Here is a 26,316-nt window from a genome sequence, read left to right as displayed (position 1 = left end):
GCTCCCCGCCCGAAGCCTTGCGGCCCTTCCCAAGCCGGGCCGCGCCGGTTAGGTCATGGCCGATGCAGCATGGCTCCGCGCGATCGACGTCCCGAACACCATCCTGCGGTGCGGGCGACTGCACGACCGGCGGATCCTGATGGACATCGCGCGCATCGAACTCAGCGATCTGGCGCTGGAAAAGGGCGGCACGCGGATTCTGCGCGGCATCGACCTTGCCATCGCGAAGGGGGAATTCGTCGCGGTGATCGGCGCATCGGGCGCGGGCAAGACCAGCCTGCTTCGCTGCATCAACGCGCTGGTGCCCGATTACTCGGGCCGCGTGCTGATCGACGGCAAGGACACCGCCGGCCTGTCGCACCAGCAATTAAGGCGCGGCATCGGCTATGTTCTGCAGAACATCGGCCTGTTCCCGCACCGCACCGTGGCCGAGAATATCGGCATGCCCAGCCGCATCGCGGGCAAGCGGCGGCACGACGAGGCCCGCGTCGCCGAATTGCTGGAAATGATGGAACTGCCCGCCGACATGGCGCGCCGCTATCCCGCCGAGCTGTCGGGCGGACAAGCGCAGCGCGTCGCCATCGCCCGCGCGCTCTACAGCCGCCCGGCGCTGATGCTGCTGGACGAACCGTTCGGCGCGCTCGACCCCGCCACCCGCGCCTCGCTGGGAGAGGCCTATCGAAAACGCCATGACGAGGCCGGGCTGACCAGCGTGATGGTCACTCATGACGTGGCCGAGGCGCTGGCGCTGGCCGACCGCGTGCTGGTGATGCACGGGGGCAAGGCAATCGCCTTCGCGCCGCCTGCGCAGCTGGCCGCCAGCGACGATGCGGCGGTGCGCGCGCTGGTCGATCCTCCGCTGCGGCAGGCCCGGGCGCTGCTCGACCTGAAAGGCGGCGCATGAACCCGCTTCAAAGCGCGCTTTCGCAATTGCCCGGCCTGCTGCAGGCGCATGTCGGGCTCAGCCTTGCGGCGCTGGCGCTGGCGCTGCTGATCGGCGTGCCGCTGGCGCTGCTGGCGGCGGGGCGCGCGCGGCTGGGCAGCGTGATCCTGTCCGCCACATCCATCGTGCAGACCGTGCCCGGCCTTGCACTGCTGGCGCTGTTCTATCCGGCGCTGCTGCTGCTGGGCCGCGCGACGGGGCTGGCGATCCCGGCGCTGGGCTTCCTGCCCGCGGTGGCCGCGCTGACGCTCTATGCCATGCTGCCGATCCTGCGCAACGGCGTCGCGGGGATCGAGCAGGTCGATCCCGCCGCGCTGGAAGTCGCCGACAGCCTGGGCATGACGCGCCGCCAGCGCCTGCGCTTCGTCGAACTGCCGCTGGCCGCGCCGGTCATGCTGGCGGGCATCCGCACCGCCGCGGTGTGGACCTTCGGCACCGCCACGCTGGCGACCACGGTGGGCCAGCCCAGCCTGGGCAATCTGATCTTCGCGGGTCTCCAGACCGAGGACTGGACGCTGGTGCTGGTCGGCTGCATCGCCGCGGCGGCGGTCGCGCTGCTGGTCGACGCCCTGCTGGCGCTGGCGGCATCGGGCCTCGCGCGACGCGCCGCATGGCGGCTGTGGAGCGCGGCGGCGGGCATGGCGGGGATCGCGGCGCTCGCGCTGGTGCCGCTGGACGCCGGATCGGACCGGCCCGTCATCACCGTGGGCGCCAAGAATTTCTCCGAACAATATATCCTCGCCAGCCTGATCGAGGCGCGGCTGCAGCGCGCCGGTTTCGCCACCGAAAGACGCGACAATCTGGGCTCCACCATCGCCTATCGCGCGCTCGCCTCGGGCGATATCGATGTCTATGTCGATTATTCGGGCACGCTGTGGTCCAACATCCTCCAGCGCGAAGACACGCCCGAGCGCGAGGCGATGCTGGACGCCCTGCGCACGCAGCTTGCCGCACGCGACGGCGTGACCCTGCTCGCCCCGCTGGGGTTCGAGAATGCCTATGCCTTCGCCGTGCGGAAAGAGGCTGGCGCGCCCGCCACGCTGGACGACCTAGCCGCCCGCTCGCCCGCGCTGGACCTCGGCACCGATCTGGAATTTACCGACCGGCCCGAATGGGACGCGGTCAAGGCGCTTTATCCGATGCGCTTCGCCTCGATCACGCAGTACAGCCCGACCTTCATGTACCGCGCCATCGCGGACGGCACGGTCGATGCGATCACCGCCTTTTCGTCGGACGGACGCATCGCCGCGCTCGACCTCCAGGTGCTGCAGGACCCGCGCGGCGCGCTGCCCCGCTATGACGCGGTGGTGCTGCTGTCACCCAGCGCATCGGCAGACCCGCGCGTGACGCGGGCGCTACGGGGACTGGACGAGGCGATCTCGATCCAAGCGATGCGGCAGGCGAACCTGATGGTCGACCGCGCCGACGACAAGGCTTCCCCCGCGCAGGCGGCGGCCTGGCTGGAAGGGCAGATCGCCCCTCCAGCCAATTAGCCCCTTAGTCCCCGGCCTTCATCGCCCGGTCCACCGCCCCGCGCGTCACCGCGTGATAGCTGGGATAGGTCGCGGCATAGATGCGCCGCGCGATGGGCTGGCCCCACTCGCCCTCGCCCATCAGCACGCCGAACAGCGGGGCGACGAATTTCATCCGCCCCACCCGCGCCAGGAACGCCTCCGCCACCGGCACCGCGGGTTCATAGCGATTGGACAGCGCCGTGCGCAGCCACGCGAACAGCACCTCGTTATTGCCGCTGCCCGACAGGCCGAACGCGCTGTCCAGGGCCGCCAGCTGCGCCGCGCTCATCTCGTCGGGCAGCTTCGACAGGAAACGCAGCCGCTCGGCCGAGTTCCAGCCCTGCCACGCCGCCGCATCGGGCTGGCGCGTGGCGGCATAGCGCGCCGCCGCGCCGTCCACGCCTGCGAAGGCCTGCGGATCGGGGCGCTTGACGTTGGCGGGCAGGCCGGGCTCAAAGATCCACTCGCGCAGCATCAGCCTGCGACCCAGTTCCTCGTCGCCCGCGACCAGGTTTGCCTGCATGTCCGCAAGGATCATCTGCGAGGTTGCGGGCTGGAACGCATGATTGTCGAACCATTGCCGCAGCCACGCATCGAACCGCTCGCGCCCGGCAATCTGCTCGACCGTGCGCAGGAACGCCGCGCCCTTGTCATAGACGATCTCGCTGCCCGCGCTCTCCACATCGTCCGGCTGGTGCAGCGCGGTGCCCGGATCGTTGGCGCCGGCCTCGGCCAGCACGTTCTCGACCGTGGCGAAGCTCAGCGCCTCTTCCTGCCGGGCGCGCTGCTCGCCATAGATCTCCTCGGTGATGCGCCCCTCGAAGTACGAGGTGACGCCCTCGTTCAGCCACGAATCGCGCCAGTTGGAATTGGTCACCAGATTGCCCGACCAGCTATGCGCCAGCTCGTGCGCGACCAGCCCCGTCAGGCTGCGATCGCCCGCGATGAAGGTCGGCGTCAGAAAGGTCATCACCGGGTTTTCCATTCCGCCATAGGGAAACGCCGGCGGCAGCACGATCATGTCATAGCGGCCCCAGCGATAATCGCCGTAGAGCTTCTCCGCCGCCGCGACCATCGCCTCGGTATCGGCCAGTTCGGCGGCGGCGCGGTCCAGCATCACCGGCTCGGTCCATACGCCGGTGCGCGGGCCCAGTTCGCGAAACGCGATGTCGCCCGCCGCCAGCGCGATCAGATAGGGCGGCACGGGCTTGTCCATGCTGAAGGTAAAGGCGCGGCGGTCGCCATCGACCTCCACCGGCTCGCTGCCGCTCAGGCCCGACATCACCACGGTCAGCGGCTTGGGCGCGGTGATGCGCGCTTCCCACGTCTGGCGGATGCCGGGGCTGTCCTGCGTCGGGATCCACGTGCGATTCAGGATCGCCTGACCCTGGCTGAACAGATAGGGATGCTCGCCCCCCGCGGTCTGTTCGGGGTCCAGCCATTGCAGCGCCGCCGCATCGGGCGCGGCGCGATAGGTGACGGTGATCCGCCGCGCAGCGCCCATCCGCACGGTGATCGGCTCGCCCAGCTCCTCGTCATGCTCCCCGACCGTATAGGGCAGCGCATTGCCCTGCTCGTCCGTGATCGCCGAAATGCGCAGCCCGTCGCTGTCGAGCACGACCGTGTCGGCATCGTCGTCGGCCATGATGTCCAGCGTCGCGGTGCCGAACACGTCCTTCGCCTCGAAATTCAGCGCCAGGTCCAGCGCCACATGCGTCACCCGCGCTTCCTCGGGCCGCGCATAGGTCGATGTGTCCCGCGCCTCGGGGCTGGTCAGGATCGGCGAGACCAGCGGCCGGGATGATGCGAGCGGGGACGATACGAGCGGGGATGCCGACTGGGTGGCCGCGCAGCCCGTCAGCGCCAGCGAAGCGAGAGCAGGGACGACGACTCCGCGCGAAACGGGGTTCGACACGCGGTTCAATACGCAGTTCAATACGCGGTTCAATTCGGGGGCGGTCAGCGCAAGGCGCATGGGTGACACTCCGACATCAGGGGAATTTCACGGGGGATTCCGGTTACGCCTGCAACCATAGCCGCGGGCGGCGGCGCTTGTCACCATTCCTCGTCGCGAAGCCCGGCGCCAGTATCGGACGGGGGTATCGGACGGGGGTATCGGGCGGGGTATGGGGCGGGGGTATCGGGCGGGGCGCGGGGCAGGATGCCGGGCGCAGGCACGCGGCCCCCGCCGCGCACGCCTCCCCACGAAAGGCAAGGGCGGCGTTCGTCTTGTGACGAACACCGCCCCGAACCCGGCCAGCGCAGGGACCGGCCAGCGCACAAGCGGCGCCGGCCGAAGTCCCGTGGCTGTTACTGTGCCGCGTCTACGGCGTCTTCGGCTTCGTCGCCCATCTCGCCCATGGCATCGGCCTGCGCGTCGAGTGCTTCTTCCTGCACTTCGCTGCCCTGCGCTTCGGCCAGATCAGCCTGTTCTTCAAGAACGTCCTCGGCCGATTCGTACTGCTGCTCGACCAGGTCTTCCTGCGCTTCTTCCTCGCTCTCCGAGCAAGCGCCGAGCGTCATGAACGCAACGGTCGAGGCAACAAGTGCTATGGATTTGAATTTCATCGAATATCCCCTTTTCGTCTGCACACCATCGGCAGAGGCGCGATAGTGGCGAGATTGTGGCGTCAGGTCAAACACTACGCTGTTTGTGGGTGGGTCTGGGGTGGCGGGAAGCCGGCTTTCCATACCTCACAACCTCGAACTCGATTCCGTCGGCGTCGAGGAAATAGAAGCTGTCCGGCCCCGGATCATATGCGCCGTGGTTGAACGGCTCGAAGCCCTCGGCCACCACCAGCGCCTCGGCGGCATGCAGATCATCGACCGCAATGCCGATATGGTTCATCGGCGCGCCCTTGGCGAACCCGCCTGTCACCTTGGGGTTGGTATAGATCGCAAGATAGGCATTCTCGTCGCCCAGGTGGATCGTGTGCCCGCCGTTCATCGCCGGACCTTCCCAGCGCCGGTGCCAGCCGGTCAGCCTTTCCAGAAAGCGCGCGGTGCGCTGCGCGTCGCTGACCGAGATATTGACGTGTTCGAGTGTTGCCGTGGCCATGATTGCCTCCTTCTTGCGTTCGGATGGCGCGATCATGCAACCTCAAGCTCGCTTGAGATCAAGGTCCGTTTTGCCTATCACGGTGATCGATGAAACCGGACGACCTGCTCACCATCGGCGAACTCGCTGGGCGTACCGGCCTCAGCGTGTCGGCGATCCGTTTCTACGAGGACAAGGGGCTGGTCCGCCCGCTGCGCACCGGCGGCAACCAGCGCCGCTTCCTGCGCGCCGATATTCGTCGCCTCAGCTTCGTGCTGATCGCGCAGCGGCTTGGTCTCAGCCTTGCCGACATTGCCGAGGCGATGGCCGACCTGCCGCATGGCCGCACGCCGAACGCGCGGGACTGGGCGCGGATCAGCGGCGCGATCCGCACGCGCATCGACGCGCAGATCGCCCGGCTGGAAAAATGCGCGCGGACCTCGACGGCTGCATCGGCTGCGGCTGCCTCAGCCTGGCACGATGCGCGCTCTACAACGCGGACGACAAATGGGGCGGCAGCGGAGCGGGGCCCCGCATGCTCAGATAAGGCGCGTGCTCCGATAGGGCGCGTGCTCAGATAGGGCGCCACCACGGCCACACCCCAACGTCAGCTTTTACTGTCCTACACCGCCGTGCCGCGCCATGGTGCCGGGCAGCGCATCCCTCGCGCCGGCTCTTTCATAGCGTGCATTTTTCCCCGGCCCCTTCCGGTGTCAACCGGCGGGCCGCCAGCCGCGCATTTCGGCGCGTTCCAACCGGGTGACAGCCTGTGTAGGACATGTCGCCTGTGTCAACCGCCGCCGCCGTCAGCCGGGCCTTCGCCATTGGCCTGCAAGGGTCTTTCGGTCATCGGCCCGCCGCAATCGGCCCGCTCGCTCTTTTCAAACCGCCACCCGCCGGTTAGGGGCTGGCAAACGCAATCTTTTACGGGAGCCGCCCACCGATGACCGAAGCCACGCTCATCCTCGTTCGTCACGGCCAGTCGCAGTGGAACCTGGAAAACCGCTTCACCGGCTGGTGGGACGTCGACCTGACCGACAAGGGCGAGGCCGAGGCAAAGGCCGCGGGCGAGCTGATGCTGGCCAAGGGGGTGCTGCCGACTATCGCCTTCACCTCGCTGCAGACCCGCGCGATCCGCACGCTGCACATCGCGCTGCAGCACGCCGGGCGCCTCTGGATCCCCGAGACCAAGAACTGGCTGCTGAACGAGCGGCACTATGGCGGGCTCACCGGCCTGAACAAGGCCGAAACCGCCGAGAAGCACGGCGAGGAGCAGGTGCAGATCTGGCGCCGCAGCTTCGACGTTCCGCCGCCCGTCATCGAAAAGGGCAGCCAGTACGATCCCGGCAACGATGCCCGCTATGCCGGCATCGACGTTCCGCTGACCGAAAGCCTCAAGGACACGATCGCCCGCGTGCTGCCGTTCTACCAGGCGGAAATCGTGCCCCAGCTGCAAAAGGGCGAAACGGTGATCGTCTCGGCCCACGGCAATTCGCTGCGCGCCCTGGTCAAGCACCTGTCGAACATCTCGGACGACGAGATCACGGGGCTGGAAATCCCGACCGGCCAGCCGATCGTCTATCCCTTCAAGGACGGCCAGCCTTCGGGCGAGCGGGCCTATCTTTCGGAAGGCTGATCCCCGGATGTCGGCACCAGTGGCGATCGTGATGGGCAGCCAGTCCGACTGGCCGACCATGAAGCACGCGGCCGAAGCGCTCGACGCGCTGGGCGTGGCGCATGACTGCCGCATCGTCTCGGCCCATCGCACCCCGGCCCGCCTCGTCAGCTTTGCCGAGGGCGCTGCGGACGAGGGGTTCAAGGTGATCATCGCGGGCGCGGGCGGCGCGGCGCATCTGCCCGGCATGGTCGCGGCGATGACCCATCTGCCGGTGCTGGGCGTGCCGGTGCAGTCCAGGGCGCTTTCGGGACAGGATTCGCTGCTGTCCATCGTGCAGATGCCCGGCGGGGTCCCGGTCGGCACTCTGGCCATCGGCGAGGCGGGCGCGAAAAATGCGGGGTTACTCGCCGCCGCGGTGCTTGCCACGCATGACGAAGCGCTGGCAGAGCGGCTGAAGGCCTATCGCGCGGCGCAAACCCAATCCGTGGCCGAGCGTCCGGTGGACAGTAATTGAGACCGATGACGAGCGATTCCCTATCCTTCGCCGATCCGATCCGGCACGCCGCCCCGATAGCGCCGGGCAGCACGATCGGCATTCTGGGCGGCGGGCAGCTGGGCCGGATGCTGGCGATGGCGGCGGCGCAGCTGGGCTATTGCTGCCACGTCTATGCGCCCGACGGCGACAGCGTGGCAGCCGACGTCTCGGCTGGCTTCACCTGCGCCCCCTATGACGACACCGGGGCGCTGGCCGAATTCGCCGCCGCCTGCGACGTAATCACCTACGAGTTCGAGAACGTGCCCGTCGCGCCGCTCCCGTCGCTGGGCGATACGCCGCTGCGGTCCCCGGCGCGGGCGCTGGAAATCGCGCAGGACCGCCTGGCCGAAAAGCGCTTCGTCGAGCAGCATGGCGGCACCCCGGCCCCGTTCATGGCGGTCGAGAACGAGGCGGAGTTCACCGCCGCGCTGGAAAGGATCGGCACGCCGGGCATCCTCAAGACCCGCCGCGACGGTTACGATGGCAAGGGCCAGTGGCGGATCATGTCGCCCCGGGACACCGAGGACCTGACGCTTTCGGGCAAGCAGCTGATCTACGAGGGCTTCGTCGATTTCACCGCCGAGTTCTCGGTCATCCTGGTGCGCGGGCTGGATGGCGAGATCCGCTTCTGGGACAGCGCGCAGAACGACCACAGCTCGGGCATTCTCTCGCGCTCCGTCGTTCCGGCCGGCGCAGCGGTCGCGTCACAGGTGCCCGCTGCCCGCGAGCTGGCCGCCCGCGTGGCGGAAGCGCTGGGCTATGTCGGCGTGCTGACGCTGGAATTCTTCGCGACCGAAAAGGGTCCGGTGTTCAACGAAATGGCCCCGCGGGTCCATAATTCGGGCCACTGGACGATCGAGGGCGCGCGGACCAGCCAGTTCGAGAACCATATCCGCGCGATCTGCGGCCTGCCGCTGGGCCTGACCGACACGATCGTGCCCGCGGTGCGCATGGACAATCTGATCGGCGAGGAAGCCAACGACTGGCTGTCACTGCTGGCCGACCCTGCCAACCATTTGCACCTCTACGGCAAGGCGGAAATCAATCCCGGCCGCAAGATGGGGCACGTGACCCGGCTGCTGACGGACGGGCACGGCTGAACATGGAAGGAATGCCGCGATGACGGGACCTGAATTATTCCTCGTCTTCGCGCGCGCGCAGAACGGCGTAATCGGGCAGAACGGGCGCCTTCCGTGGCATATTCCCGCCGATCTGGCGCATTTCAAGCGGCTGACCATGGGCACGCCGATGATCATGGGCCGCGCCACTTACGATTCGCTGCCGGGCGTGCTGCCGGGCCGCCGCCACATCGTGCTGACCCGCGACGAGGACTGGAGCGGCGAGGACGCCGAGATCGCGCATGATTTCGACAGCGCGATCCACCTTGCCAATGCCGCACGCATCGCGGTGATCGGTGGTGCCGACGTGTTCGCCCAGGCCATGCCGCTGGCCCGCCGGATCGAGATGACCGAAGTCCACCGCGACTTCGAAGGCGATGTCACCATGCCCGCCCCGCCCGCCGACGAATGGGAGGAAACCGGCCGCACCGATTGTCCGGAAGATGGCAATCGTCCTGCCTACAGCTTCGTCACCCTGCGCCGCCGGGCTTGAGGGCGGGGCCGGGCCCCACTAGACCGCGCCTTCGATGATTCGCCTGTCCGCCACTGATCCGATACCCGACAAGCTGCGCGGCGCCGTCATCGCGCTGGGCAATTTCGACGGCGTCCACCGCGGGCACCAGCAGGTCATCGCGCAGGCCCGCGCTCTGGCGCAAGAACGCGGCGCCCCGCTGATCGTGGCGACATTCGATCCGCATCCGGTGCGCTATTTCGCGCCAGACCTGCCGCCGTTCCGCCTCACCTCGCTCGACCAGAGGCAGGAATTGTTCGCCGGACTCGGCGCCGCCGCGATGCTGGTCTTCCAGTTCGATCATGCGTTGGCCACGACATCCGCCGAGGATTTCATCGATGACGTCCTCGCCGACAGGCTGGCGGCGGGCGGCGTCGTGACCGGGCACGATTTCACCTTCGGCAAGGGCCGCCGCGGCAACGTGGCGATGCTGCGCGAGCGGTGCGCCGGGCTGGGCATCGCGGTCCGCATCGTCGCTCCGGTCGAGGATGGCGGCGATGTCGTTTCCTCCACTCGCGTGCGCCATGCGCTGGCGGCGGGCGATCCGCAGGAAGCCGCGCGCCTGCTGACGCGTCCCTTCGCGATCCGGGGCGAAGTGGTGCACGGCGCCAAGCTGGGCCGCAGCATCGGCTTTCCCACCGCGAACCTGTTGATGGGGTCCTATCTTCGCCCGCGCTTCGGGATCTATGCGATCACCGGGCGGGTGCTGACCGGCCCCCTGGCGAACGGCCCCGTGATGACGGGCGCGGCCAATCTGGGCGTGCGGCCCAGCTTCGATCCGCCGACCGAACTGCTGGAACCGTATTTCTTCAATTTCCAGGGCGATCTGTACGGACAGACGATAGAAGTGGCCCTGCACCACTTCATCCGGCCCGAGGAAAAATACGAAACGCTTGAGGCCCTGAAGGACCAGATCGCCCGCGATTGCGACGAAGCACGGCGCTTGCTGGCCGTGCGTGAAGCCTGATTCTTCGCCTTCGCTGCATTCCCGCTCTTTCAACGGGCGCGGCTTCCCGCTAGTGCGCGGCGGTTATGACTGACGCAAACAATCCCGCCGGGCGCGATTTCAAGGACACGGTCTTCCTGCCCAGGACCGACTTTCCCATGAAGGCCGGACTCCCGCAAAAGGAGCCCGCCATACTGGCGCGCTGGCAGGAAGAGGACATCTACGGCCATCTGCGAGAGGCGCGCAAGGGGCGCGAGACCTTCGTGCTGCACGATGGCCCGCCCTATGCCAATGGCGACATGCATATCGGCCATGCGCTGAACCATGTGCTGAAGGACATGGTGGTGCGCACCCAGACGCTTCTGGGCAAGGACGCGCCCTATGTACCCGGCTGGGACTGCCACGGCCTTCCGATCGAGTGGAAGGTGGAAGAGCAGTACCGTAAGAAGAAGAAGAACAAGGACGAGGTTCCGCAAAAGGAATTCCGCGCCGAATGCCGCGCCTATGCCGCGCATTGGGTCGACGTCCAGCGCGAGCAGCTGCAGCGGCTTGGCATCAATGGCGACTGGGACAAGCCGTACCTGACCATGGACCCGGATGCCGAGGCGACCATCGTGCGCGAATTGCTGCGCTTCGCGGAAAGCGGCCAGCTTTACCGCGGCGCGAAGCCGGTGATGTGGTCGCCGGTCGAGAAGACCGCCCTCGCCGATGCCGAGGTCGAGTATGAGGATATCGTCTCGACCCAGATCGACGTGGCGTTCGACATCGTCGAATCGCCGGTCGCAGAACTGGTCGGCGCGCATGCGGTGATCTGGACGACCACGCCGTGGACGATCCCGGTGAACCAGGCTTTGGCCTATGGGCCGGGCATCGAATATGTCGCCTACAAGGTCGACGGCCGCGTCATCCTGATCGGCAGCGAGCCCACGCTGGCCAAGGGCGTGTTCGCCCGGCTGTTCGGCAGCACGCCCGACAAGTCGACCGATATCGTCTGGCGGGGCCCGGGTTCGCAATTGGCCGGCACCAAGGTCCGCCACCCGATGCACCATCTCGGCGGGTTCTATGCCGAACTGCGCCCCATGCTGGCGGGCGACTTCGTCACCACCGACAGCGGCACCGGCCTCGTCCACATGGCGCCCGATCATGGCGAGGACGATTTCGACCTCTGCAAGGCGAACGGCATCAATCCGAAATTCGTGGTGGAAGGCGATGGCCGCTACCGCGAGGACTGGCCGTGGCTGGGCCGCGATGACGAGCGCAACATGTCGGTCATCAATCCCAGGTTCAACGCGCCCGACGGACCGATCTGCACCGACCTGCTCGAGGCGGGCGCTCTCCTCAGCGCGTCCGCCGATTATCAACACTCTTATCCACACAGCTGGCGGTCCAAGGCCAAGGTCATCTTCCGCTGCACGCCGCAATGGTTCGTACCGATGGACATGCCGCGCGATGGCGGAACGCTGCGCGACACGGCGCTGAAAGCGATCGCCGACACCCGGTTCGTTCCCGAGAAGGGCCGTAACCGCATCGGTTCGATGGTCGCCGGTCGACCTGACTGGGTGCTCTCGCGCCAGCGCGCATGGGGCGTGCCGATCACGCTGTTCGTCAACCGCGAGACCGGCGAATATCTGGTCGATCCCGCCGTCAACGAACGCATCGTCGCCAAGATCCGCGAACAGGGCGTCGACGGCTGGGACGAGGAAAACGCCGCCGAACTGCTTGGCCCCGAATACGATATCGACGATTACGAGCGGGTGTCCGACATTCTCGATGTCTGGTTCGATTCGGGCAGCACCCACGCTTTCGTGCTGGAAAGCGGCAAGTGGCCCGAACTGAAATGGCCTGCCGACCTGTACCTCGAAGGCAGCGACCAGCATCGCGGCTGGTTCCAGTCCAGTCTGCTCGAAAGCTGCGGCACGCGGGGCCGTGCGCCCTATGACGCGGTGCTGACCCATGGCTTCACCATGGATCCCAAGGGCATGAAGATGTCCAAGTCGCTGGGCAACACGATCAGCCCGCTGGACGTGATGCGCGACTTCGGCGCGGACATCATCCGCCTGTGGGCATTGTCGGTCGACTATACCGAGGATCACCGGATCGGCCCGGAAATCCTGAAGGGCGTCGCGGACCAGTATCGCAAGCTGCGCAACACCTTCCGCTATCTGCTCGGCGCGCTCGACGGTTATGACGGCAGCGACGCGCCCGAAACCGCCGATTTCCCGGAACTGGAACGCTATGTGCTGACGCTGCTAAGCGATCTGGACGCGAAATTGCACCACTGCGTCAACGACTTCGACTTCAACGCCTATACCCGCGCGCTGGTCGATTTCTGCAATGAGGATCTGTCGGCGTTCTTCTTCGATATCCGCAAGGACTGCCTCTATTGCGACGACCCGGCGGATGTGAAGCGACGCGCCTATCGGGCGACACTGGACATCCTTTTCCACGCGCTGGTCCGCTATGCCGCGCCGGTGCTGGTATTCACGGCCGAGGAAGTGTGGGGCACGCGCTATCCGGACGAGGGCAGCGTGCACCTGCTGGAATGGCCCAAGATCGCGCTTGCCGAAAAGCTACGCGCCGACAAGGCCGTATGGACAAAGCTGCGCGACCTGCGCGAGGACGTGAACGAAGCGATCGAGCCCTATCGGCGCGAGAAGACCATCCGTTCGAGCCTGGCCGCCGAGATCAGCGTGCCGCAGGACGCGATCCCCGCCGGTTTCAGCGATGCCGACCTGGCAGAGCTGTTCATCACCGCGACAGTGTCGCGCGGGCAGGGCGAAGGGGTGAGCGTGACCCCCACCGACATGGCCAAGTGCGGCCGCTGCTGGCGCCATCTGCCCGAAGTGGCTGAGGATGGCGACGCCTGCGATCGCTGCGAAAGCGTCGTCTCCTCGATGGAGGCGGCATGAGCCTTGGCCCACGCCTGGCTGCGCGCTTCAGCGCCGACCGGCGGCTGGGGCTGATCCTCGCCGCGGTGGTGGTCGTGCTGGACCAGGCAGTGAAGGCGGTCCTGTTAGGCCCGGTAGAACTGTACCAGCGCCAAGTGATAGAGGTACTGCCCTTCTTCGACCTGCGCTATGCGACCAATCCGGGCGTGTCTTATGGCATGTTCGCCGCGGAAAGCCTGGAAAGCCGCGTGGTGCTGTTCGCGGTCACCGGGCTGATCTCGCTGGGCGTGCTGGTGTGGATGTTCTTCGAAAAGAAGCGCGGCGACATTTTGTCGCTGGCGCTGATCCTGGGCGGCGCGATCGGCAATCTGATCGACCGGTTCCGCCTGACCCATGTGATCGACTATGCCGATTTTCACATCGGCGACTGGCGGCCCTTCGCCGTTTTCAACCTTGCCGATGTGGCGATCACCCTGGGGGTTGTCTTGCTGCTTGCCCGCACGCTGTTCATCCGCGACAAGGATGGTGACGAGCCGCAGCATGACCCTGCCGCCAAAGTTTCGGCCAAATAGGCCACGGAGTAAGTGACGATGCGTATCAAGCCCGCCTTCCTCGCCCTGCCCGCGCTGGCCATGCTGGCCGGTTGCGGCGGGGGCCTGAACCTGTTCAACCGCGACCGCCCGGACGAGATGGCCGTCTCGCGTCAGGCGCCTCTGGCGGTTCCGCCCGATTTTGCGCTGACCCCGCCCGAACCCGGCGCGCCGCGCCCCCAGACGCCGAGCGCCAGCGAACAGGCGATGGAAACGCTGTTCGGCGGACCCGCTCCGCGCAGCGGAGTGGAAACCAGCGCCGTCAGCAATGCAGGCCGCGCAGATCCGGCGATCCGTTCCGCGGTCGGCGATCCCGACACCAACACGGTCGAAAAGGGCCAGGTGACGCGTGACATCGTGGCAGCGCCGCAGGGCGATGGCCGCGATGCACAGGCGGTGATCCCGGGCTGAGGAACGCTATTCGGCGGCCGGGCTGATCGGGCCGCCGATGCTTTCGACCAGCAGCTTGTCGATGCGGCGCCCGTCCATGTCGACGATCTCGAAGCGCCAGCCCTGCTCGATGAAGCTCTCGCCCTCGATCGGCAGTTTCTTCAGCACCCACAGCACATAGCCCGCGGCCGTCGCGAACTCGCGCGGCTCGGGCAGGTCGATGCCCAGACGGTCGGCCATGCGATCGGCGGGCAGCGCGCCCGATACCAGCAGCGAACCGTTGTCGCGTTCCACCAGCAGCGGATCGTCACCCTCGTCCGAATGAGAGACGAAGCTGCCGACCAGCGCCGCGAGCAGATCGGCGGGCGTCACGATCCCCTCGAAATGGCCGTATTCGTCGTGCACGAAGGCCATCGCCACATCGCCGCGCTGCATGATCCGCAAGGCGTCGAGCGCGTCGATCTGGTCGGGCAGGATCTCTGCCTTCTTGATCAGGCGCGACATCTGCGGCTTGCGCCCCTTGACCAGCACCGCCAGCAGGTCGCGCACCTTGACCACCCCGATCACGTCGTCGACCGACCCCTGCGCCACCGGCAGCAGCGAGTGCGGCGACTTGTCGATGATCTTGCGCATCTCCTCGACCGTGGCGCGCCGTTCCAGCCAGTCGATCTCGGTACGCGGCGTCATCAGTTCGCGCACCGGCCGTTCGGCAAGGCGCAGCACCTCGGCCATGATCGACTGTTCGGTCTTTTCGATCGCGCCCGAACGCGTAGCTTCGCTGATGATCAGGTGCAACTCGTCCGCGGTGACGCCCGCGTCGCGCTGCTGGCGCACGCCGACCAGGCGCAGCAGCCCGTCGGTCGACTTGTCGAGCAGCCAGACCACGGGTGCCGCGACCTTGGCCAGGATCGCCATCGGCGGCGCGGCCAGCGTGGCGATTTTTTCCCTGCCCCGCAGCGCGATCTGCTTGGGCGCAAGCTCGCCCACCGTCAGCGACAGATAGGTCGTCACGACGATGACCAGAATAAAGCCCAGCTCATCGGCCACATCGGGATCGATCCCGAACAAGGCCAGCCTTTCGCCCACCGGCCCGCCCAGGCTTGCGCCCGAATAGGCACCGGCCACGATGCCGATCAGCGTGATGCCGATCTGAACGGTGGACAGGAACTTGCCCGAATCCGCGGCAAGGGTCAGTGCCACTCGCGCACCCTTGCTGCCATCCTCGGCCATCTTGCGCAGCCGGGCGGGGCGCGCGGATACGATGGCAAGTTCGGACATCGAGAACAGACCGTTCAGAACGATCAGGCCGGCGATGATCAACAGGTCGGTCCAGGGGAAGGGGGACAATTAGATGCTCTGCAGTCGTTGAGACAGATTGCGTAGCAACGCGATTAGCGGCATTCATGTCCGACCCGCAAGCGATTGCGTTTCCCTACCCCTCTCGGCTCGACCGGGAACGCAGCCAGCCGGTGACGCGTTCTTTGCATTAGCTGAACCGCCCTTGGGCCGGTCAGGGAGATTCGACCGGCTGGCGGAAACAGAAAGAAGAGGACCGCAATCCCATGAAGAACCGTTTCGTAGCAGCCGCTCTCGCCGCCACGTCGATCGTCAGCCTGTCGGCCTGTGTGACCGACCTCAACACGGGCGAACGCAAGGTTTCGCGCACCGCCATCGGTACCGCCGGGGGCGCCGCGGCCGGCTATCTGCTGGGCGGCATCATCGGCGGCAAGACCGCCCGCATCGTCGGCGCCGGCATCGGCGGCGCGGCCGGCGGCGTCGTCGGGTACAAGATGGACCAGCAGATCAAGGAGCTGAAGGAAGTGACCGCCGGCTCGGGTGTGGAGGTCGAGCAGGATGGCGAGTACATCAATCTCAACCTGCCCAATGGCGTGACCTTCCCGGTCAACAGCTCGGAAATCTCGCCCAGCTTCCGCACAACGCTGGACGGCATCGCGCAGTCGATGGTGAACTATCCCGACAGCCTGATCGACGTCTATGGCTTCACCGACAACACCGGGTCGGACACCTATAACCAGCAATTGTCGGAACGGCGCGCGCAGGCGGTGGCCAATTACCTCACCTATCGCGGCGTGCCCCAGGCCCGCATCGCGACCAAGGGCTTCGGCGAGGATCCGGCCTATTTCGTCGCCAGCAACGATACCGAGGAAGGCCGCGCGATGAATCGCCGCGTCGAAATCAAGATCCTGCCCATCAGCCAGCAGGATGTGCAGGCCGCGCAGAACAATTGACCGGTTCGGAGAGGAAAGGCCCCGGCGGTTCGAACCGCCGGGGCCTTTTCGATCGGTTGCCGCCTATTGGCTCTGGAGGCGCGAATCGCGATCCCGCAGCCAGACCGTCGCTTCCCGGTGAATGGCGGGTGCGCTGGCCAGAATGCCTTTCGCACGTGGGTCGAGCTTGTTGAACGCGAGTTGCTGGCCGACCGCATCGGTCACCACCGCACCAGCCTCGCGCGCGATCAGAGCAGCGGCGCCGATGTCCCATTCATAGCCAAGCCGCGTGCTAGCTGCCAGATCGGCCTCTCCGCTGGCGACAAGCGCGATCCGCAAGGCGATCGAATTGGGCTTGGCCACATTGACGAGCGGCGGTAGCGGCAGCCCTGCATCCGCCGGTATGCGCGCGCCCGCGAAATCGGACCGCGCACTGGCTCTCAAGGCCAGGCCGTTGCGCCGCGCTCCCCGGCCCGCTTCGGCAGCCCATAGCTCGCCGCGTGCGGGGGCTGCCAGCCTGGCGATCAGCGGCCGGCCATTGCTGACCAGCGCGACCGAAACCGCCCATCCCGCTCGCCCGCGGAGGAAATCACGTGTCCCGTCGATGGGATCGACCAGCCACAGCAGGCCGCCCTTCGTCCGGTCGGCATCGTCCGCCGTTTCCTCTGACAGCCAGGCCGCAGAAGGCAGCAGCTTGCGTAGCGATTCGGCCAGGAAGCGGTTCACCGCCAGGTCGGCGGCGCAGACAGGCGTGTCGTCCTCCTTGCGCCACGAGGTAGTCGCGTTGCCCGCGCCGGGAAACTCGGCCATCGCAATGCGCGCGGCTTCGGCCATGATCGCGTCGAATCGGGTGTAATCAAGCATGCGGCCTCCCTTTTGGCATAGCTTGACCGCAGGCGCGAAGCGTCTCGTTGGCGGGATTTGCTGCTAATGCTTCGCAAAGTACAACAACATTGCGCCAGCCACCCCTTTTTAGGCGCCAAGCGCCCTTTTCAACGGCGCGTGCCTATGCTTAGACGCATGCAAAGCGAACCCTTCCTTCGGCGGCCCGGCGGCCGCAACAGGCATTGGCGAGGATTATTTCGATGAACATCCACGAATACCAGGCAAAGGAACTGCTGGCCAAATACGGCGTCGGCGTTCCCACCGGCTATGCGGCCCTGACGGTCGAGGAAGCGGTCGAAGCGGCAAAGAAGCTGCCCGGACCGCTGTATGTGGTGAAGGCGCAGATCCACGCCGGTGGCCGCGGCAAGGGCAAGTTCAAGGAACTGGGCCCCGACGCCAAGGGCGGCGTGCGCCTTGCCAAGAGCATCGACGACGTGAAGGCCGATGCCGAGGACATGCTGGGCAATACGCTGGTCACCGTGCAGACGGGCGATGCGGGCAAGCAGGTCAATCGCCTGTATGTCACCGACGGCGTCGACATTGCCGAGGAATATTACCTGTCGATGCTGGTCGACCGCGCAACCGGCCGTATCGCGCTGATCGTCTCGACCGAAGGCGGGATGGATATCGAGGAAGTCGCCCATTCGACTCCCGAGAAGATCACCACCATCACCATCGATCCGGCGTCGGGCTTCCAGCCCCATCACGGCCGCGCCGTCGCCTTCGCGCTGAAGCTGCAGGGCGACCTCAACAAGCAGGCGCAGAAGCTGGCGAAGCAGCTTTACGAAGCCTTCCTGGCGCTGGACTGCGAGATGCTCGAGATCAATCCGCTGGTCGAGACCAAGGATGGCAATCTGCTGGTGCTTGACACCAAGATGAGCTTCGACGGCAACGCGATGTTCCGCCATCCCGACGTCGCCGAACTGCGCGACGTGACCGAGGAAGATCCGGCCGAGGTGGAGGCATCGGAATACGACCTCGCCTACATCAAGCTCGACGGCAACATCGGCTGCATGGTGAACGGCGCCGGTCTTGCCATGGCGACGATGGACATCATCAAGCTGAATGGCGCGTTCCCGGCCAATTTCCTCGACGTCGGCGGCGGCGCCACGACCGAGAAGGTGACCGCGGCTTTCAAGATCATCCTGTCGGACCCGGCGGTCGAGGGAATCCTCGTCAACATCTTCGGCGGCATCATGAAGTGCGACATCATCGCCGACGGCATCGTCGCGGCGGCCAAAGAAGTGAACCTTCAGGTTCCCCTCGTCGTCCGCCTCGAAGGCACGAATGTCGAGAAGGGCAAGGAAATTCTTGCCAATTCGGGCCTGCCGATCGTGCCCGCCGACGATCTGGGCGATGCGGCGCAGAAGATCGTGGCCGAGGTCAAGAAGGCGGCCTGATCGCGATCCATCATTGCAAAAACGGAAGGGGGCCTGGGTGCCCCCTTCTTTTTGCCAGAAGCACTGGCATGACGTAGATAGCATTTGCTTGACGTATTGGTAAGCAACTATCTAGAAGCCAGCTCGATACGGCGATGCAGCCTGATTTCGGCCCGGTCGCCAAACCTATCGATGGGAGAAACCTTCATGAAAGCCCTGGTCCCGGTAAAGCGGGTGATCGATTACAATGTGAAGCCGCGCGTGAAGGCGGATGGTTCCGGTGTCGATCTTGCGAATGTGAAGATGAGCATGAACCCGTTCGACGAGATCGCGGTCGAGGAAGCGATCCGCCTGAAGGAAGCGGGCGCGATTGACGAGATCGTGGCGGTGAGCATCGGGCCTGCGAAGGCGCAGGAGACATTGCGCACGGCGCTGGCGATGGGCGCGGACAGCGCGGTGCTGGTCGAGACCGATGACGAGGTCGAGCCTCTCGCGGTGGCCAAGATCCTGAAGGCGGTGGCTGCGGAAGTCGAACCGGGCCTGATCATCCTGGGCAAGCAGGCGATCGACGACGACAGCAACCAGACGGGCCAGATGCTGGCCGCGCTGATGGAGCTGCCGCAGGGCACGTTCGCATCGAAGGTCGAGATGGACGGCGACCACGTGAAGGTGACGCGCGAAGTCGACGGCGGGCTCGAGACGGTGCGCCTGTCGACGCCCGCGATCATCACGACGGATCTGCGCCTGAACGAGCCGCGCTATGCGAGCCTGCCCAACATCATGAAGGCGAAGAAGAAGCCCTTGGAGACGAAGACGCCGGCCGATTACGGCGTCGACATCGCGCCTCGCCTGAAGACGCTGAAGGTGTCCGAACCGCCGGTGCGGCAGGCGGGCGTGAAGGTCGCCGATGTCGATGAACTCGTCGCCAAGCTGAAGGCCATGGGCGTCGCGTAAGCGATCCCGGGAAGGAAAGAGATCATGAAGACGCTTGTTTATGTCGATCACGACAATGCACATCTGGGCGATGCGACGCTGGCAACCGTAACGGCGGCATCGAAGCTGGGCGAGGTGCACCTGCTGGTCGCGGGCGCGGGCTGCAGCGCGGTCGCCGAAGCCGCAAGCAAGATCGCGGGCGTGGGCAAGGTCCATGTCGCGGATGACGCGGCCTACGAACACCAGCTGGCCGAGAATGTCGCGCCGCTGATTAAGGGGCTGATGGATCACCATGACGCGGTGCTGTTCCCCGCCACCACCACCGGCAAGAACATCGCCCCGCGCGTGGCGGCGCTGCTCGACGTGATGCAGATCAGCGACATCCTGTCGGTCGAGGGCGAGAAGAGCTTCACCCGCCCGATCTATGCGGGCAACGCCATTGCCACGGTCGAGAGCACGGACGCCAAGCTGGTCATCACCGTACGCGGCACCGCCTTCGACAAGGCCGAAGCGACAAGCGGATCCGCCGAGATCGAAGCGGTCGCCAGCACGGGCGACACCGGCAAGTCCAGCTTCGTGTCCGCCGAACTGGCCGAGAGCGAGCGGCCCGAGCTGACATCTGCCAAGATCATCGTCTCGGGCGGCCGCGCGCTGAAGGACGGCGAGACGTTCGAGCAGATCATCATGCCGCTCGCCGACAGACTGGGTGCGGGCGTGGGCGCATCGCGCGCCGCGGTCGACGCAGGCTATGTCCCCAACGACTACCAGGTCGGCCAGACCGGCAAGATCGTCGCGCCCGAAGTCTACATCGCCATCGGCATATCTGGCGCGATCCAGCACCTGGCGGGCATGAAGGATTCGAAGACCATCATCGCCATCAACAAGGACGAGGACGCACCCATCTTCCAGGTCGCCGACATCGGTCTCGTCGCCGACCTCTACAAGGCGGTGCCGGAGCTGACCGGGAAGCTGTGAACGCTTTGCGAAATATTGAATGACAGGAAACCCGGCCATCTGCAGCCGGGTTTCTTGTTTTTAAAGCAAGTTGCGATAGCTTGGCTGAATCGACGCGGGTTCGCGGCGATGGTCCGGGGGGTCGCAATGTCCAAATTGAAATCGGGGCTTTCTGCCCTTTCCATACTATGCCTGTCCGTCACATCGGTGGATGCGCTGGCCAAGGACCCGATCGTCCTTGATCCCACGTCACGGTGGTTCGTCAATTTTGCCCCCGACCGGTGCACGATCGTTCGCAGCTTTAGTGAAGGCGACGACGCGATCGCCCTGCGGATTTCGCAATTCGTGCCGTCAAGCTCGCTGGAACTGATGTTGCTGGGGCACCACGCCAAGCTTCGGGCACCCAGCTGGCGGGCCGGTTCCGTCAACTTCCCGCTGAAAGTCAGCCTCGGTCCAGACACCGGTGTTTCCGCCGAAGCAAGTGCGAACCAAGGATCGGTCGACGACGGCAATGTCATCATCGTCAGCAATCTTTCCTTTCATCCAGAGCCGCTGTCCGACTTCGAACCACGGCCCGTCCGCAATTTCCTGCCTGAAGACCAACAACAGGCGCTGGCCACGATGGAGCGGATCGAATTCGCCGGTTCGATAAGGCGCGATCTTGCCCTGAATACCGGAGCCATGGCCAATGTGTTCAAGGTGCTGAACGACTGTACCTATAATCTGATGGGCGCTATCGGACTCGATCCCGATGCGAGCCGGGCAAGATCGATGCCTCCAGTGCTGGTCGAGGAAAGCGGAGAAAAGATGGCCCGCGAAATCCAGGCGCGGTACCCGTCAGCGGCTCCGGCCGATCGGCGGATGGCGATCCTTCGCGTACGACTGATCGTCGAAGATAATGGCAGCGTGGGTGAGTGTACCATCATTGGGACCACGAACATCGATGATTTCGGAAAAGGGGTCTGCGATGCGTTTCGCGGCACGGCGCGTTATAGTCCAGCGCTGGATGCCGAGGGCCGGCCAATGCGGTCATGGCACCTTACCACGATCCGCTACATGATACCGAGCTGACCCCCCTGGCGGTCAGAGCACCCAGACGTCCAGTGCATGGATCGTCAGCCCGACCAGTCCGCCCACCAAAGTGCCGTTGATCCGGATGAACTGCAGGTCGCGGCCTACTGCGCCCTCGACCCGCTGGGTGATGGTGGTGGCGTCCCAGCGCTTGACCGTTTCCGACACCAGCCGGACGATCTGGTCGCCATAGCGGCCGGTGATGCCCACCGCGCTGCGCCGGGCAAATCGGTTGACCTGCGACTGCAGGCGCACATCGCTGCGCAGCGCGTCACCCAGTTCCTGCAGCGCTCCGGCGAACTGGCCGCCCAGCTGGCTGTCGGGATTGCGTGCAGCTTCGATCAGGCTGCCGCGCAGGCGCTCCCACACGCCCTGCCACCAGCCTACCACTGCGGGATTGCCGATCATCTCCTGCTTCATCCCCTCGACCCTGGCGCGGGTTTCCGGATCGTGGACGAGGTCGTGGGCCAGCTTCTCCAACCCCTCCTCGACCTTGGTCCGCAGCGGATGGTCGGGATCGACCAGCATCTCGGCCAGCAGGCGGTACAGTCCGTCCAGCACGGAATTGGCAAGCCGTTCGTCGAGCCCCGTAAAGCGCAGCAGCGCATTGGCCCGGTCGTGGATCATGGTCCGGACCAGGCTCTCGTTCGCCTCCAGCGTCCGCCCGGCCCATCGCACGATGGATTCAAGCAGCGGCAGGTGCCGCTTGTCGGCGATCGCGGCAGACAGCATCTGCCCCAGCAGCGGCGACACCTCAAGCCGTTCCAGCTGCGCCGCCAGGCCGTGCCGGACATGGTCGCCCAGCCTTTGCGGGTCGAGCGATTCCAGCGCCTGTGCCAGCAGTTCGGTCGCTCCGGCGCGGACGCCGGGCCCTGCCTCGCGCGGGGGCGCGGCGAGGTAATCGCCTGCTGCACGCGCCACGTTCATGGCGCGCATCCGCCGCGCGACCACTGCGGGGGTCAGGAAATTCGATCGCAGGAAGTGCGCCATGGAATCGGCGATGCGATCCTTGTTGGTCGGAATAATCGCGGTGTGCGGGATCGGAATGCCCAGCGGGTGGCGGAACAGGGCGGTCACCGCGAACCAGTCCGCCAGCGCGCCCACCATCGCCGCCTCGGCAAAGGCGGTGACGAAATCCAGCCCGGACACGCGCTCCTCGAAGCTGCGGGCGATGACGAAGATGATCGCCATCAGGACCAGCAGGCCGGTCGCCACGCGCCGCATGGTCTGTCCGCGGTCGACCTGCTCCTCGATAGCGTGGGTGACTGGCTGCTGCGTCAAAGGATCTCGCTACCGCCTACTCGGCGGGCAGCCTGTCGGGTTGCGATCCGCCCTCGCCGCGATGCGACGGATCATAGGTCAGCAGACGCCGGCGCAGCACAGGGCCGACGCGCTTTTCGAACCCGTCGGCAAGGCTGAAGCCCGCCGGCACGATCAGCAGCGTCAACAAGGTGGACAGGATCAGGCCGCCGATCACGATGATGCCCATCGGCGCCCGCCAGGCCGAATCGCCTGACAGCGAGACTGCCGTCGGGATCATGCCCATGGTCATCGCGACCGTCGTCATCACGATCGGCTGCGCGCGCTTGTGGCCCGCTTCCACGATGGCCTGCATGCGCCCGGCTCCGGCAGCCATTTCCTCGATCGCGAAATCGATCAGCAGGATCGAGTTCTTCGCCACGATGCCGAACAGCATCAATATGCCGATGAAGACCGGCATCGACAGTTCATAGCCCGTCAGGATCAGCAGGATGATGCCCCCCAACGGAGCGAGGAAAAGCGAACCCATGTTGACCAGCGGCGAAATGAAGCGGTGGTACAACAGTACCAGCACCGCGAAGACAAGCAGGATGCCGGATGCAAGGGCGATGCTGAACGAGCTGAGCATCTCTTCCTGGAACTGGTCAACGCCGAACGCCTCGTTCGACACGCCTGTCGGCAGGTTCTGCATGATCGGCAGTTGCTGAATGGCCTCGTCCACGGTGCCCTTGGCGACGCCCGGGGCCAGGTCGGCGCCCACGAACACGCGGCGCTGCTGGTTATAGCGCTGGATCGTCGTGGGGCCCGAGCCGAAGCCGATTTCCGCCACGCGTTCCAGCGGAACTGATCCGCCCGATGCGGTCTGCACCGGCAGGTTGCGGATCACGTCCAGATCGCGCCGCGAATCTTCCGACAGGCGCGTGCGGATCGGGATCTGCCGGTCCGACAGCGAGAAGCGCGCCGCGTTCTGGTCGATATCGCCCAGCGTGGCGATGCGGATCGTCTGGCTGAGCGATGCGGTCGTCACACCAAGGCTCGCCGCCAGGTCGGCGCGAGGACGGATGATCAGTTCGGGACGCTGCAGATCGGCTTCCACGCGCGGCGCGACCGTGCCGGGGATGGTCCGCATCTGGTCGGCCAGTTCGCGCGCGGTGCTTTCGAGCAGTTCGGGATCGGATCCCGCCAGCATGACAGAAATCGCGCGGCCCGTTCCGCCGCCGCCCTGGTTGTCCTGGAAGCTGACGCGTGCATCGGGGATGTTCTGCAGCATCGGGGTCAGCTCGCGCTCGAACTCCTGCTGGGTCTTTTCGCGGTCCTCGCGCAGGTTGATGAACATGCGGCCATTGCCCTCGTTCACGCGCACCAGCGCGCTGCGAACCTCGGGGCGTTCGTTCACGATGCCCGCGACGCGGTCCATCACCGCCTCGGTTTGTTCGAGAGTGGTGCCGGGTACCATTTCCAGGCGGATCCGGCTGAAGTCCGAATCGAAATTGGGGAAGAACTGCATCGGCACGGACATCATCAGCATGACCGACCAGATAAACGATCCCAAGCCGATCCCGACCATCCACGACCGGTGATCGCGCAGCCGGGCCGACCACCGACCGGTGTAATAGGCATGATAGCGCGCGACATGGCCGCCCATCAGCTTGAACAGCAGCCCCAATAGCTTGACCGCGACAAAGGCGAATATCGCCGGCACGACCATCACCGCCAAGAAGAAGATTGCCTCGATCACCAGCTTGGCCAGGCCGACGAGCGGTTGCAGCCACGGGCCGGGATTGGTCGGCAGGATTACGGTGAGGTCGAGCTTGGCATAGACGAACGTAAAGCCGACATAGAGGCCGCCGACCAGCGCAGCCAGCACCAGCAGCGTAAACAGGATTTCCAACAGGGCCGAGCTGAAATGCACCGGCTCGCGCGTCAGCGACCGGCGATGTGCGACGGCCTTGGAGTGGTCGAGCGACCAGCGCAGCACGCTCATGTAGCGGTCCATCAGCCTGCCTTCGCCGTGGCTGGCGTGACCCTTGGCCTTGAGGAAATAGGCCGCGACCATCGGCGTGATCATGCGCGCGACCGCAAGGCTCATCAGCACGGACACCACGACGGTCAGGCCGAAATTCTTGAAGAACTGCCCCGGAACGCCGCCCATCAACCCGACCGGCAGGAACACCGCGACGATCGAGAAGGTGGTGGCGACCACGGCCAGACCGATCTCGTCCGCGGCGTCGATCGACGCCTGCCAGGCGCTCTTGCCCATGCGCATGTGGCGCACGATATTCTCGATCTCGACGATGGCGTCGTCCACCAGCACGCCCGCGACCAGCCCCAGCGCAAGCAGCGACAGCGAGTTGAGCGTGAAGCCCAGCAGGTCCATGAAATAGAAGGTCGGGATCGCCGACAGCGGGATCGCCAGCGCCGCGATGATGGTGGCGCGCCAGTCTCGCAGGAACAGGAAGACGACCAGCACGGCCAGCACGGCACCCTCGACCATGGCATGGATCGAGCTCTTGTACTGGGCCTTGGTATAGGGGACCGAGGTGAACAGCGTCTCGAAGGTCACGCCGGGGTTTTCCTCGGCGATCTGGTCGAGCTGTTCCATGGCGGCATCGAAGACGCTGACGTCAGAGGCGCCGCGCGCACGCGCGATCGAGAAGGTGACGACCTGCCGGCCGGACACCTTCGCAAGCGAGGTAACCTCGCTATAGCGATCGGAGACCGTCGCGAAATCGGCCAGCCTGACGGTGCGGCCGCCGCCCAGCGGGATCTGCAGCTGCGACAGCTCATACGCGGTTTCGGCATTGCCCAGCACGCGCACCGACTGTCGCGAGCCGGCCACCTCGGCCTGGCCGCCAGCGGCATCGACGTTAAGCTGGCGAAGCTGTGCGTTCACCTGGCTGGCGGTCACGCCCAGTGACTGCATGCGCGCCGGGTCCAGCACGACCAGGATCTCGCGGTCCACGCCGCCCGCACGGCTGATCTCGGCCAGGCCGGGAATGGACAGCAGGCGCTTGGTAACCGTGTCGTCGACGAACCAGCTCAATTGCTCGATCGTCATGTCGGGCGCCGCCACCGCGAAATAGCCGATGGGTTCCGACGATGTCTGCGCGCGGAATACGCGCGGTTCCAGGATGCCGTCGGGCAGTTCGCCGCGGATCTGGTCGATGGCGGCAGTCACCTCGTTCACGGCTTGCGCGACGTCGGCGCCGATCTCGAACTCCGCCACCGTTTGCGAATTGCCTTCGCTGGTGGTGGAGTTGATGTTGACCACGCCCTCGACGTTCTGGACCGCGGCTTCGACCAGCTGGGTGATCTGGTTCTCGATCTCGGTCGGCGCGGCGCCCGGCTGCGAGATGGTGACGATGACGATCGGGAATTCGATGTCAGGCTGGTCCTGCACCTCCATCCGCATGAAGCTGACGATGCCAGCCAGCATCAGCCCGGCGAAAAGCACGATGGGAACGACCGGGTTGCGGATCGACCAGGCCGAGATGTTGCGCAGATCCATCGTCCGGC

22 protein-coding genes and 1 pseudogene are annotated in these 26,316 nt (G+C 65.8%); 16 read left to right on the top strand and 7 right to left on the bottom strand.

Annotation, left to right across the window (positions count from 1 at the left end; translation table 11 throughout):
* Positions 1-55: 55 nt before the first annotated feature.
* Entirely contained in the window at positions 56-904 is an 849-nt protein-coding gene (locus tag A9D14_RS13955) for an ATP-binding cassette domain-containing protein (protein ID WP_232468624.1), read from the top strand.
* Complete coding sequence (locus tag A9D14_RS13950; protein ID WP_066847622.1) at positions 901-2,436, top strand: ABC transporter permease/substrate-binding protein; 1,536 nt, start codon at positions 901-903, stop codon at positions 2,434-2,436. Before A9D14_RS13955 ends, A9D14_RS13950 begins: the two co-directional genes overlap by 4 nt.
* A 4-nt stretch (positions 2,437-2,440) precedes the next feature.
* Here the strand turns inward: A9D14_RS13950 and A9D14_RS13945 are convergent, their stop codons facing one another.
* The 3 genes from A9D14_RS13945 to A9D14_RS13935 form a co-directional block, all read right to left on the bottom strand.
* On the bottom strand, positions 2,441-4,432 hold the full coding sequence (locus A9D14_RS13945; RefSeq protein ID WP_083987948.1) for a M1 family metallopeptidase: 1,992 nt from the start codon (positions 4,430-4,432) through the stop codon (positions 2,441-2,443).
* A gap of 335 nt (positions 4,433-4,767) precedes the next feature.
* Entirely contained in the window at positions 4,768-5,025 is a 258-nt protein-coding gene (locus A9D14_RS13940; RefSeq protein ID WP_087910525.1) for a hypothetical protein, read from the bottom strand.
* Between the two features lie 67 nt (positions 5,026-5,092).
* Entirely contained in the window at positions 5,093-5,515 is a 423-nt protein-coding gene (locus A9D14_RS13935) for a VOC family protein (protein WP_066849278.1), read from the bottom strand.
* A gap of 89 nt (positions 5,516-5,604) precedes the next feature.
* Here A9D14_RS13935 and soxR point away from each other — a divergent pair.
* The 9 genes and pseudogenes from soxR to A9D14_RS13890 all read left to right on the top strand — a co-directional run bounded on the left by soxR (position 5,605) and on the right by A9D14_RS13890 (position 14,111).
* Positions 5,605-6,041: pseudogene (soxR, locus tag A9D14_RS13930) on the top strand (redox-sensitive transcriptional activator SoxR).
* 396 nt (positions 6,042-6,437) lie between these two features.
* Complete coding sequence (gene gpmA, locus A9D14_RS13925) at positions 6,438-7,130, top strand: 2,3-diphosphoglycerate-dependent phosphoglycerate mutase (RefSeq protein WP_066847616.1); 693 nt, start codon at positions 6,438-6,440, stop codon at positions 7,128-7,130.
* Between the two features lie 7 nt (positions 7,131-7,137).
* Positions 7,138-7,626, top strand: coding sequence for a 5-(carboxyamino)imidazole ribonucleotide mutase (purE, locus tag A9D14_RS13920; protein ID WP_066847613.1), 489 nt, complete (start codon positions 7,138-7,140; stop codon positions 7,624-7,626).
* A gap of 5 nt (positions 7,627-7,631) precedes the next feature.
* On the top strand, positions 7,632-8,747 hold the full coding sequence (locus A9D14_RS13915) for a 5-(carboxyamino)imidazole ribonucleotide synthase (protein ID WP_066847610.1): 1,116 nt from the start codon (positions 7,632-7,634) through the stop codon (positions 8,745-8,747).
* Between the two features lie 19 nt (positions 8,748-8,766).
* Positions 8,767-9,258 (top strand): dihydrofolate reductase, encoded by a 492-nt coding sequence (locus A9D14_RS13910; protein ID WP_066847607.1) that lies wholly within the window; start codon positions 8,767-8,769, stop codon positions 9,256-9,258.
* A 34-nt stretch (positions 9,259-9,292) separates the two neighbouring features.
* Complete coding sequence (locus tag A9D14_RS13905; protein WP_087910524.1) at positions 9,293-10,243, top strand: bifunctional riboflavin kinase/FAD synthetase; 951 nt, start codon at positions 9,293-9,295, stop codon at positions 10,241-10,243.
* A gap of 65 nt (positions 10,244-10,308) precedes the next feature.
* Positions 10,309-13,131 (top strand): isoleucine--tRNA ligase, encoded by a 2,823-nt coding sequence (gene ileS, locus A9D14_RS13900; RefSeq protein ID WP_066847604.1) that lies wholly within the window; start codon positions 10,309-10,311, stop codon positions 13,129-13,131.
* On the top strand, positions 13,128-13,682 hold the full coding sequence (gene lspA / locus A9D14_RS13895; RefSeq protein ID WP_066847601.1) for a signal peptidase II: 555 nt from the start codon (positions 13,128-13,130) through the stop codon (positions 13,680-13,682). The genes ileS and lspA overlap by 4 nt, the downstream gene beginning before the upstream one ends.
* A gap of 18 nt (positions 13,683-13,700) precedes the next feature.
* Positions 13,701-14,111, top strand: coding sequence for a DUF3035 domain-containing protein (locus tag A9D14_RS13890; protein ID WP_066847598.1), 411 nt, complete (start codon positions 13,701-13,703; stop codon positions 14,109-14,111).
* Positions 14,112-14,117: 6 nt separating this feature from the next.
* Here the strand turns inward: A9D14_RS13890 and A9D14_RS13885 are convergent, their stop codons facing one another.
* Positions 14,118-15,437, bottom strand: a complete 1,320-nt coding sequence (locus tag A9D14_RS13885) for a hemolysin family protein (RefSeq protein WP_066847594.1) — start codon at positions 15,435-15,437, stop codon at positions 14,118-14,120.
* Positions 15,438-15,652: 215 nt separating this feature from the next.
* Between A9D14_RS13885 and A9D14_RS13880 the strand changes: the two genes are divergently transcribed.
* Positions 15,653-16,339: a YiaD family glycine zipper/OmpA-like lipoprotein gene (locus tag A9D14_RS13880; protein ID WP_066847591.1), complete on the top strand. Its 687-nt coding sequence runs from the start codon at positions 15,653-15,655 to the stop codon at positions 16,337-16,339.
* A 63-nt stretch (positions 16,340-16,402) separates the two neighbouring features.
* On the opposite strand, the gene A9D14_RS13875 is transcribed toward A9D14_RS13880, so the two are convergent.
* Positions 16,403-17,182, bottom strand: coding sequence for a 3'(2'),5'-bisphosphate nucleotidase CysQ (locus A9D14_RS13875; RefSeq protein WP_066847588.1), 780 nt, complete (start codon positions 17,180-17,182; stop codon positions 16,403-16,405).
* Between the two features lie 221 nt (positions 17,183-17,403).
* On the opposite strand from A9D14_RS13875, the gene sucC reads away from it, so the two are divergent.
* The 4 genes from sucC (at position 17,404) to A9D14_RS13855 (ending at position 21,540) form a co-directional block, all read left to right on the top strand.
* The gene (sucC, locus tag A9D14_RS13870; protein ID WP_066847585.1) at positions 17,404-18,603 is read left to right on the top strand and encodes an ADP-forming succinate--CoA ligase subunit beta; all 1,200 of its coding nucleotides are present in this window, start codon (positions 17,404-17,406) and stop codon (positions 18,601-18,603) included.
* A 186-nt stretch (positions 18,604-18,789) separates the two neighbouring features.
* Positions 18,790-19,536 carry an electron transfer flavoprotein subunit beta/FixA family protein gene (locus A9D14_RS13865; RefSeq protein ID WP_066849275.1) on the top strand — a complete coding sequence of 249 codons (747 nt, stop codon included), beginning with the start codon at positions 18,790-18,792 and terminating at the stop codon, positions 19,534-19,536.
* Positions 19,537-19,560: 24 nt separating this feature from the next.
* Positions 19,561-20,490: an electron transfer flavoprotein subunit alpha/FixB family protein gene (locus A9D14_RS13860; RefSeq protein WP_066847582.1), complete on the top strand. Its 930-nt coding sequence runs from the start codon at positions 19,561-19,563 to the stop codon at positions 20,488-20,490.
* Between the two features lie 126 nt (positions 20,491-20,616).
* The gene (locus A9D14_RS13855) at positions 20,617-21,540 is read left to right on the top strand and encodes an energy transducer TonB (RefSeq protein WP_157668239.1); all 924 of its coding nucleotides are present in this window, start codon (positions 20,617-20,619) and stop codon (positions 21,538-21,540) included.
* A gap of 12 nt (positions 21,541-21,552) precedes the next feature.
* On the opposite strand, the gene A9D14_RS13850 is transcribed toward A9D14_RS13855, so the two are convergent.
* Together A9D14_RS13850 and A9D14_RS13845 are read right to left on the bottom strand one after the other, a co-directional pair.
* Complete coding sequence (locus tag A9D14_RS13850) at positions 21,553-22,764, bottom strand: DUF445 domain-containing protein (protein ID WP_066849269.1); 1,212 nt, start codon at positions 22,762-22,764, stop codon at positions 21,553-21,555.
* Between the two features lie 73 nt (positions 22,765-22,837).
* Positions 22,838-26,308 (bottom strand): efflux RND transporter permease subunit, encoded by a 3,471-nt coding sequence (locus A9D14_RS13845; protein ID WP_066847577.1) that lies wholly within the window; start codon positions 26,306-26,308, stop codon positions 22,838-22,840.
* Positions 26,309-26,316 lie beyond the last annotated feature (8 nt).

It is taken from the genome of Croceicoccus marinus (genome assembly GCF_001661675.2).
Lineage (GTDB): Bacteria > Pseudomonadota > Alphaproteobacteria > Sphingomonadales > Sphingomonadaceae > Croceicoccus > Croceicoccus marinus.
This window is presented reverse-complemented; position numbering and strand designations above follow the sequence as displayed.